General features: G+C 53.0%; 6 protein-coding genes and 1 pseudogene. 1 reads left to right on the top strand and 6 read right to left on the bottom strand.

Annotation, left to right across the window (positions count from 1 at the left end; all coding sequences use genetic code 11):
• Positions 1-301: 301 nt before the first annotated feature.
• Complete coding sequence (locus AB7E65_RS09955) at positions 302-2,695, top strand: penicillin-binding protein 1A (RefSeq protein WP_428745803.1); 2,394 nt, start codon at positions 302-304, stop codon at positions 2,693-2,695.
• A gap of 3 nt (positions 2,696-2,698) precedes the next feature.
• On the opposite strand, the gene nth is transcribed toward AB7E65_RS09955, so the two are convergent.
• From nth to AB7E65_RS09925, 6 genes and pseudogenes are all read right to left on the bottom strand, one after another.
• A complete protein-coding gene (gene nth, locus AB7E65_RS09950) occupies positions 2,699-3,361 on the bottom strand; it encodes an endonuclease III (RefSeq protein WP_072286564.1) in 663 nt (220 codons plus the stop codon).
• 127 nt (positions 3,362-3,488) lie between these two features.
• Positions 3,489-4,223, bottom strand: a complete 735-nt coding sequence (locus AB7E65_RS09945) for an endonuclease/exonuclease/phosphatase family protein (RefSeq protein ID WP_072286565.1) — start codon at positions 4,221-4,223, stop codon at positions 3,489-3,491.
• Positions 4,224-4,259: 36 nt separating this feature from the next.
• Positions 4,260-5,264 carry an NAD(P)H-dependent glycerol-3-phosphate dehydrogenase gene (locus tag AB7E65_RS09940; protein ID WP_072286566.1) on the bottom strand — a complete coding sequence of 335 codons (1,005 nt, stop codon included), beginning with the start codon at positions 5,262-5,264 and terminating at the stop codon, positions 4,260-4,262.
• A 13-nt stretch (positions 5,265-5,277) separates the two neighbouring features.
• Positions 5,278-6,159, bottom strand: coding sequence for a tetratricopeptide repeat protein (locus AB7E65_RS09935; protein WP_428745802.1), 882 nt, complete (start codon positions 6,157-6,159; stop codon positions 5,278-5,280).
• A complete protein-coding gene (gene gyrA, locus AB7E65_RS09930; protein ID WP_072286568.1) occupies positions 6,089-8,596 on the bottom strand; it encodes a DNA gyrase subunit A in 2,508 nt (835 codons plus the stop codon). Before gyrA ends, AB7E65_RS09935 begins: the two co-directional genes overlap by 71 nt.
• Before the next feature lie 65 nt (positions 8,597-8,661).
• A pseudogene (locus AB7E65_RS09925) lies at positions 8,662-9,556 on the bottom strand (DNA gyrase subunit B); the annotation flags it as partial.

Here is a 9,556-nt window from a genome sequence, read left to right as displayed (position 1 = left end):
CGAGCACCGGCGCGGCCTTGTGCCGCCCTGCTCTTCGCTCGCTCTGCCTGTGCCGGAACCATCCGCCGATCCAAAAGGTAAATCATGGGATATTCTCCTTTTATCTTCCGGTTGGTTAGCACAGACAACTGGGAAAGTCAATCCCCAACAAGTCCCTTCCGGCGCCCCCGCGGGTTTTCCAAAATAGTTCAGAAGCCCTTTTCTGGCCCGTTTCGATAGATGCCCGAAGTAAAGAATTTGGCCTACATGGTCGGATTATGGTATAAAAAGGCCTTATTTTTTCAAGGAGACCTGTTTCCTCATGAATATAAAGCGCATCCTGAAAATCTCTTTGTGGGCCTGTTTTGGACTGTTTCTGGCAAGCTGCCTGATGCTTGGGGTTGCCTATTGGTCGGTCTCTGCCTCGCTGCCAAAAGTCGACACCCTGTCCGATTATCGCCCACCTATCGTCACGACCATCTATGCCGACGATGAAACCGTCATCAGCGAATTTTCCCAGGAAAGAAGGATTCTCGTCCCCATCTCACGGATACCCCGGCAACTGGTTCAGGCGTTTGTCGCCGCGGAAGATTCGAAATTCTATCAGCACCGCGGCATCGACCTTTTTTCGATCGTGCGCGCCGCGCTCAAAAACCTGATGGCCGGAGGCATCCGCCAGGGCGGCAGCACCATTACCCAACAGGTTGCCAAAAGCCTGTTACTGACGCCGGAAAAAAAATTTTCCCGCAAATTCAAAGAAGCGATCCTGGCCCGCCGCATGGAACGAAGCCTGTCAAAAGACGACATTCTCTTTTTGTATCTGAATCAGATCTACCTTGGGCACGGTGCTTACGGCGTTCAGGCTGCGGCGGAAAATTATTTCGACAAGAATGTCGGCGACCTGTCACTTGCGGAAAGCGCCATGCTGGCCGGACTGCCGCAGGCTCCGAGCCGCTATTCCCCTTTTCACAATTATGAAAAAGCCAAAACCCGCCAGATCTATGTATTGAATCGTATGGTCGAGGACGGCTATATCACGCGACAACAGGCGGATAAGGCCGTATCGGAAAATGTCGTGATCCACCCTCGTAACGAACGCCAGATTCCCGGAGCGGCCTATTTCACGGAGCAGGTGCGTCGATATCTGGAAGAGAGATACGGTACCGAGGTCCTCAATACCGGCGGACTGAAAGTCTACACCACCATGAACGTGGCCATGCAGCAAGCCGCTCAACTGGCGGTACGGTCCAACCTTGTCCAACATGACATCCGCCGCGGTTATCGTGGCCCCCTGAAGACTTTCGACAGCGACCGGCAAGCCGAATTTTTATCCAAACAGGAAGCAATCTACAAACAGCCACCGGAGCCCGGAACTCTGGTCGAAGGCGTTGTCATCGGCTCCCGCGACCATCGGGCGATTGTGCGCATCGGTCGTTTTACCGGAATCATTCCCCTTAACCAGGGTGGCCTCGCCCATAAACTGCGGGTCGTCGACCGTGGTCAGAAAGTCAAATTTGTCGGGGAGCGCGCCACCACTCTGCCGATCGGTTCGGTGGTGCAGGTAAAAATCAAGCAAAGCTCCGATACGGAAATGACTCTGTCCCTCTACCAGGAGCCGGCCGCACAGGGCGCTCTCATCGCTCTTGCGCCCCATACCGGTGAGGTCAAGGCGCTGGTGGGCGGTTACGATTTTAATCGCAGCCAGTTCAATCGAGCCATTCAGGCACGCCGCCTGCCGGGTTCCGCGTTCAAACCCCTGATCTATGCAGCCGCTCTGGATAAAGGCTACACGCCGGCAACCATCATGCTCGATACTCCCGTGATCTATCGACAGAAAGGCGAAGACGGCACGGAAACGGAATGGAAACCGAAAAACTATGCCGAAAAATTCACCGGGGTAACAACCCTGCGCCAGGCATTGGCACAATCCTATAACGTGGTAACCATCAAAATGCTGCAGGATATCGGCGTGGGTTATGCCATCAATTATGCCAAAAAGCTGGGTATCGAATCACCCTTGAACCGGGATCTGACTTTAGCTCTTGGATCTTCCGCCGTCTCCCCCATGGAACTGGCCTCGGCATACTGCGTCTTTGCCAACGGTGGCGTACTTCTCCGGCCTGTGTACATCACGAAGGTTGTCGATCGCCATGGAAGGATTCTGGAATCACGGGATCCCGCCGATTTTCCCGGAGGACCCGATCCCGATCAGACACTGATCAATCAATTTCCGCGAAGGGTGATCTCCCCGGAAACAGCCTATCTGATTACCAACCTGATGGAAAGCGTGGTGCAGGATGGCACCGGCTACCGCGCCAAAGCGCTGCAAAGACCCGTGGCCTGCAAGACCGGAACCACCAACGATCAGAAAGATGCCTGGTTCGTCGGATACGGCCCGCGGCTGCTGGCCGTGTCCTGGGTAGGTTACGATCAGGAGCGGTCTCTGGGACCCCTCGAAACCGGCTCCAAGGCCGCGGCTCCGGCATGGGTCGAGTTCATGCGACAGGCTCTTGAAAACCAGCCTGTCGAACATTTTCCGGTTCCGGACGGCATCGAATTCCGCCCCATTGATCCGGCTACCGGACTTCTGGTTCCCGAGGATGCTTCCACCATGACTGTGGAGGCGTTCGCTCCGGGAACAGCTCCGACCCGTTACGCTCTGGAAGCGCAGCAGCCCCAGGCCATTGATTTTTTCCAGATGGACATGGAGGAGTGAGCTCTATTTCCTGATGTGAATGTCAGGCAGCCCGATCCTGGGACAATCGGCTTGCAACGGACATTGGTCGCACAGCGGACGCTGAGCTTTGCATAACCGTCGTCCGTGATGGATCAGCAAATGGCTTGTTTTGGTCCAGCAGGATGGCGGCAGAATCTGGCATAGTTCCGACTCGATGCCTTCCGGATCGCTCCGGCGGCTCCAACCCAGACGCCGCACAAGGCGCTTGACATGTGTGTCGACAGCCAGACCGGGTATGTCAAACGCGTTACCCAGCACCACGTTCGCGGTTTTGCGCCCCACACCCGGCAATGTCACAAGCTCCTCCATGCGACGCGGAACCTGGCCGTTACATTGGTTAACGACCTGCGCCGCACAGGCAATCAGGTTTTTGGCCTTGTTACGAAAAAACCCTGTACTGCGTATAACGGCTTCAACCTCTTCGGGATCCGCAGCAGCCAGCTGTCGGGGGCCTGGATAAAGAGAGAACAAATTTTTTGTCACCTTGTTGACCTGACGGTCCGTACACTGGGCCGACAGAATGGTTGCCACCAGCAGCTGCCAGGGATTTGCAAAATCGAGGGCACAGCGGGCTTCGGGATAAAGATCCTCCAGAACATCCAAAATCCCCATCATGGCATCCATCCGTTGTTTCGTTCGGGACATGCTGCCTCCTCGTCAAATCAACAAAAAGGGTCGACCGGTCAACACCGGACAACCCCCATCGCAACACCCGCATAGCCTTTTCATGTATCTTATCAACGCCATCAACAGTTTTATCCACAGGCTGTGTCTAACCCGGCGCGATTTCCATTCTTCGGTGTTTCAGTTCCTTTATTTTCACATAATTGCGTGGATCGGCCACCCGCACGGTCAGCACCAACGGTAAATGACTGGAAGCCCTGCGTGCCAGACTGTGCCGATATATGCGAGAATCAATGATTCGGAGCTGGCCGCCGAGATAAGCCCGGTCCCGCCCACACAGCGGCAGCCATGCAGGAAAGGTCGCCCTGTACAGGGGTCTTTTGGCGGGACGCAGACAAGGCAAAAACAGTCCCTGGTCGAAGGGCCATAGCACATCGGCAAAATCGCCGAGCATCAGCAGCGGGCAGCCTGATGAATAAAACCGGACCCCATCCCGATCATCGAGCAAACGCCTGATTTGCCGGCGTCTAACCCCGGGATGCTTATGCAACCGCACATTGAACAGATGCAGGCAGCGGCCGGAGATATTTACATCCGCACAGAGGCAGCTGCCGCCCTCCAATTCTATGGTGCGTACGCCGTGCAGCGGATAATAGGAAAGGAAAGCGTTACCGCCAGGGGTGGCGGGGCCGTAATAATTCATGGCCAGGCGCTCCCCGAACCAGGCAACCTGGTCTCCGTCCCGTAATGTGTCCACTTCCTGCAATGCGATAATATCGGGTCCCGCGCAGCCGATAACATCAAGTACCCTGCCCGGATCCCTCCGGCCATCCGTCCCCAGGCAACCGTGAATGTTATAGGTCATGACCCGGATGGTGTACATTCTGCCCCCGAAAAGTGCGAGCGTTCCTATCCGTTCTTATCGGTTCATTTCCGCTTTGAGCGAACGTTGCATGAGATCGGAAACCGCCGCGCGTGGATCCTTGTTTTCAAACAAAATCAGGTACATCTGCTCAATTATAGGTGTCTCTACAGACAACTTTTTAGCCAACTGATAAGCGGACAGAGTGGTTTTTACCCCCTCGGCAACCATCTTCATACCAGAAAGTATATCGTCCAGCTTGCGCCCGCGGCCCAGTTCCAGTCCCACACTGCGATTGCGGGAAAGGTCTCCGGTGCAGGTCAGTACCAGATCCCCCATTCCGGATAATCCCATAAAGGTCTGTTCCCGGGCTCCCATAGCCATCCCGATCCGCGTCATTTCCACCAGACCACGGGTTATGAGCGCCGCGCGCGCATTGTAGCCGTAGCCCAGACCATCGGAAACACCCGCGGCCAATGCAATGACGTTTTTTAATGCCCCGCCAAGTTCCACCCCGACAATATCACTGCTGCGATAGACTCGGAAATAATGGCAGCTGAAAGTAGTCTGTACCAATCGGGCTATGCGCTCGTCGTTCGAGGCTACGGTTAGTGCCGTAGGCACTTCAGCCGCCACCTCGCGGGCAAAGGTCGGTCCGGATAAAAATGCCGTGTTTTCAAGACGATGCGCAGGCAGAATCTCGCGCAGGACTTCGGACATTGGCATAAGCGTATCGTTTTCAATGCCTTTGGCAGCAGAAACCAGGATGGTATTGTCTGCCAGATACGGCTCGGCTTGCCTCACGACAGCCCGCATGACCTGGGAGGGAGCGACCAGAACCACCATTTCCTTGCCGCCGGCGACTTCGGGCAATTCGGAGGTGAACTCCAGCTTTTCATCCAAGGTAAAGTCCGGAAGAAAAAGATCATTCTTGCGATTGGCACGCATGCGCTTAACCAGATCTTCTTCATAGGCCCAGAGAGTTACCGTATGGCCGTTTTTTGACAACAGGTCCGCCAATGTGGTTCCCCAACTGCCTGCCCCGATAACGCCTATTTTCATACATGTCTCCTGGTCAGATGGCCTTGTTCTTTTTTTTCAATCGCTGCCTGATGTGCATGCTCCGCTGGTCAAGAATGGCTTTTCTGGCGTAGCGGCCCTTCAGCTTCTCGAGTATCTGCAGGGCCTTGTGCAAATCACCGCGCTCCTCATGAACCTGAGCCAGAGTAAAAAAACCTTCCAGCGCAAAGGAATTTTGCGGATATTCCCGACAGAGACGGTTTAACACCTGCTCGGATTCATCTGTTTTCCCTTCCAGGAAAAAAGAAGAACCAATTTGATATAAAGACTGCGGCACAAGTTTGCTCTGCGGATAATCAGCAAGCAAGATTTCGAACTCGATACGCGCTTGTTCAAAATTATTCATGCGGAAGTAGGTGTCCGCCATTTCATACTGTATGTGATCGGTTTGCGGCATTTGACTGTCGAGCATCTTCTGGTAACTCACCAGAGCTCTACCGTAATCCTTCAGATGGTATTTATAGATATCCGCCACCTGCCTGCGTGCGGCATCACACCAGGGTGTTTCAGGGTAATCCCTCTCTACCAGCAGAAAGGCAAGCAGCGCTTCCTGTTCCCTGTGCAGGTGCAACAGCATGATATCCCCCGCAAGCAACAAAGCCTTGGCTCCGGCGGCAGTGCGGGGATAGTGCTCATGAAGGCTGCGCAACTGACTTATTGCCCGCTGATACAGTTGTTTTTCAACGAGCTTTTCTGCCCTTCTCAACAGGGTTCCCGGTATTTTTTCCTGCCAGGCTCGATATCCATACCAGCTGCCGACAGCTGTCAGCAACCCCAATAAACCAATCGTCAGGCAGAAATACCGGCTATTCCACGTCTTCCGGGTTCTCCGTTTCTCCTCCTTCAAGAGATTCTTCTTCAATCTCGCCAGTTCCATTTTCCTCTTCTTTTTCGGCCAGTTTAGCCACTGCGACAATACGTTCCCCAGGCTCCAGTACCATCAGTCTGACCCCTTGGGTATTACGCCCGATAACCGAAAGATCAACAACCCGGGTGCGCAGAACCTTGCCGCCATCAGTGATGAACATCAGGTCAAAATCGTCGTTTATCAATTTAATGTCGACAACCTGCCCATTGCGTTCCGAGGTTTTTATGGTGATGATTCCCTTGCCGCCACGTCCTTGCTGGCGGTATTCATCGAGATAGGTCCTCTTGCCGTAGCCTTTTTCAGTAACAGTCACCAGGGTGGCGGCAGTGGTATCGGAAACAACTTCCATGCCGATAACCCGGTCATCTTTCTCCAAATGCATGCCTCGCACCCCGCGCGAAGTCCTGCCCATGGGCCGGGCCTCTTTCTCGGGAAAACGGATGGCCTTGCCGCTCTGGCTGGCCAGCAGAATATCCATGTTACCGTCCGACAGGCGCGTCGAAACCAGACGATCGCCTTCATCGACGGTCAGAGCGATAATACCGCCGGAGCGGGGATTGGCATAAGCCATCAGATCCGTCTTTTTAACAATGCCGTTCTGGGTAGCGAATACGATATAGCGATCTTCTATGAACTCTTTTACCGGAAGAATACTGGTGACGTTTTCCCCGCTGGCCAGTTGCAGAAGGTTTACAATGGCCTTGCCGCGGGAAGCCCTTCCCCCCTGGGGAATCTCATGGACCTTTAGCCAGTAAACCTTGCCTGCGTCGGTAAATACGAGAACGAAAGAATGCGTAGATGCAATAAACAGCTGTTCGACGAAATCTTCTTCCTTGGGCCGCATACCGGTGACGCCTTTCCCCCCGCGCCGCTGGGCGCGGTATAAAGACACGGCATTGCGCTTTATGTAACCGGCATGAGATACCGTTACCACCATATCCTCGTCGACAATCAAATCCTCCAGTGACAGGTCACCACGCTGATCCACAATTTCAGTTCGCCGCTCATCGGCAAATTTATCCTTGATATCAAGCAGCTCGGTCTTGATGATATTTAGAATTTCCACATCGCTGGCAAGAATCTCCTTCAGCCGCTGAATCAGAGTCTGAATTTCCCGATATTCTTCGAGAATCTTGTCCCGTTCCATGCCTGTAAGCCGATGAAGGCGCATATCAAGAATCGCCTGGGACTGAACATCCGACAGAGCAAACCGCATTATGAGGCGTTCTTTGGCCTCACGGGGATTCGCCGACTGCTTGATTATGGCGATCACTTCATCCAGGTTTTCCAGAGCAATCTTGAAGCCTTCGAGAATGTGGGCCTTTTCCTCGGCTTTGCGCAGATCGAAAATGCAGCGCCGGGTGACGATCTCCCTGCGATGATCCACAAAATGCTCCAGCACTTCCCGAAGGCTCAGCACACGGGGCTGACCATTGACAATGGCCAGCATGATAATACCGAAAGAAGACTGCATGGCCGTCATTTTATAGAGTTGATTGAGAATAACGTCGGGAATGACGTCCTTTTTCAACTCCACCACGACCCTTATGCCCTCACGGTCCGATTCATCGCGAAGATCGGAAATGCCTTCAATTTTACGGGTTTTTACCAGCTCGGCAATTTTTTCGATCAACTTGGCTTTATTGACCTGATAGGGGATTTCGGTAATGACAATTTTTTCGCGACCGGTACGGCGATCTTTTTCCACCAGCGCCCGGGCCCGCATATGCACGATCCCCCGCCCGGTTTCATAAGCCTGGCGGATACCTTCCCTGCCTAGAATAAAGCCCGCCGTGGGAAAATCGGGGCCCGGTATAAGGCGAAGCAGATCTTGGTTGTCGACAGTCGGATCATCCATGATGCTGATGAGTCCATTTATAACCTCACCCAGATTGTGAGGTGGTATCTTTGTGGCCATGCCAACGGCAATGCCCTCGGAACCATTTACCAGAAGATTGGGAAACTTGCAGGGCAATACCAATGGTTCCTGCAGTGAATCGTCATAGTTCGGTCCGAAATCGACGGTTTCCTTCTCCAGATCGGCCAGCAGTTCGTGCGCCAGTTTGTCCATACGCACTTCCGTATAACGCATGGCGGCGGCGCTGTCGCCGTCAAGAGAACCAAAATTCCCCTGCCCGTCAACCAGGGGGTAGCGCATGGAAAAATCCTGTGCCAAGCGAACGATAGTATCGTAAACGGCAGAATCTCCGTGAGGATGATATTTACCGATAACGTCGCCGACCACGCGTGCGGATTTTTTATATGGCTTATTGTAGGCGTTACCCAGTTCGTGCATGGCATACAAGACCCGCCGGTGCACAGGTTTCAGCCCGTCCCTTATATCCGGAAGAGCCCTGCCGATTATAACGCTCATGGCATAGTCCATGTAGGACTTGCGCAGTTCATCTTCTATATTGACGGTTTTCTTGTTCTGTTCCGATAGCATCTTTTATCCTCCGGGAAAAACCGGGACTCTGCGCCGGACAGTCCTGCCGTGGGCGCCAGATTTCATCAGATATCAAGGTTGGATACGTTGAGTGCGTTGTTTTCGATAAATTCACGACGCGGCTCGACCTGGTCACCCATCAAAACGGTAAAAATTTCGTTGGCTTCCACCGCGTCTTCGACCTTGACCTGCAATAGAACCCGTTTTTCGGGATCCATTGTGGTTTCCCACAACTGATCCGGGTTCATTTCGCCAAGACCTTTGTATCGTTGTATATACTGGCCCTTGCGGGCCCGATCCTGAAAATATCCAAGCAACTCCTGACAATTATTTACCACGGTCTCTTCTTTGCCTTCCAGATAAATGACACAGCGGCCATTGCTGTGATTTTCCTTTATTTTCTGATAGGACTGATGCAACAGATGATACTCGTGGGAAGACAGTATTTCCAGTACCTGTCTATCGATGCGAGCGCGCACATTACCCTGGGTAAACAGAATGCGATCCGGCTCTTTCATCAACTGGAAATCGGCATGTGGGACTGCTTCCTTCAAGCGATCGACCAGTGGTGAAAGGTCCAGCATATCCTCAAAACCGTTGCGAATGCGGTTTTGCACGAAAATGCGAAGAATTTCACTGTTAACCCCTTTTAGTACCATCTTGTCAAAAAGGTGATTATATTCCAGAATGTTGCGTAAAGTTGGAATGATCTGCTTTCCGCGCACCACTTTGGAACCTTCTGCAAGTTCAAGAGTTACACCCTCGACTCCCTCATCAAGCAGATAATCCACCAAAGCATTTTCATCCTTGAGATACAATTCCTTTTTTCCTCGTTTTGCTTTATACAAAGGCGGCTGAGCTATATACAGATACCCTCGTTCAATCAACTCCGGCATCTGTCGGAAAAAAAATGTCAATAACAGGGTTCGAATATGCGATCCGTCCACATCCGCATCGGTC

Source organism: Syntrophotalea sp., assembly GCF_050253115.1.
GTDB classification, from domain to species: domain Bacteria; phylum Desulfobacterota; class Desulfuromonadia; order Desulfuromonadales; family Syntrophotaleaceae; genus Syntrophotalea; species Syntrophotalea acetylenica.
The sequence above is the reverse complement of the archived record's forward strand: the minus strand, read 5'-3'. Positions and strand labels throughout refer to the sequence as shown.

Bases quoted from the DNA above. Each gene is read 5' to 3' on its own strand.
- AB7E65_RS09955 (WP_428745803.1), top strand. From the start codon at position 302: ATGAATATAAAGCGCATCCTGAAAATCTCTTTGTGGGCCTGTTTTGGA.
- nth (WP_072286564.1), bottom strand. From the start codon at position 3,361: ATGTCCCGAACGAAACAACGGATGGATGCCATGATGGGGATTTTGGAT.
- AB7E65_RS09945 (WP_072286565.1), bottom strand. From the start codon at position 4,223: ATGTACACCATCCGGGTCATGACCTATAACATTCACGGTTGCCTGGGG.
- AB7E65_RS09940 (WP_072286566.1), bottom strand. From the start codon at position 5,264: ATGAAAATAGGCGTTATCGGGGCAGGCAGTTGGGGAACCACATTGGCG.
- AB7E65_RS09935 (WP_428745802.1), bottom strand. From the start codon at position 6,159: ATGGAACTGGCGAGATTGAAGAAGAATCTCTTGAAGGAGGAGAAACGG.
- gyrA (WP_072286568.1), bottom strand. From the start codon at position 8,596: ATGCTATCGGAACAGAACAAGAAAACCGTCAATATAGAAGATGAACTG.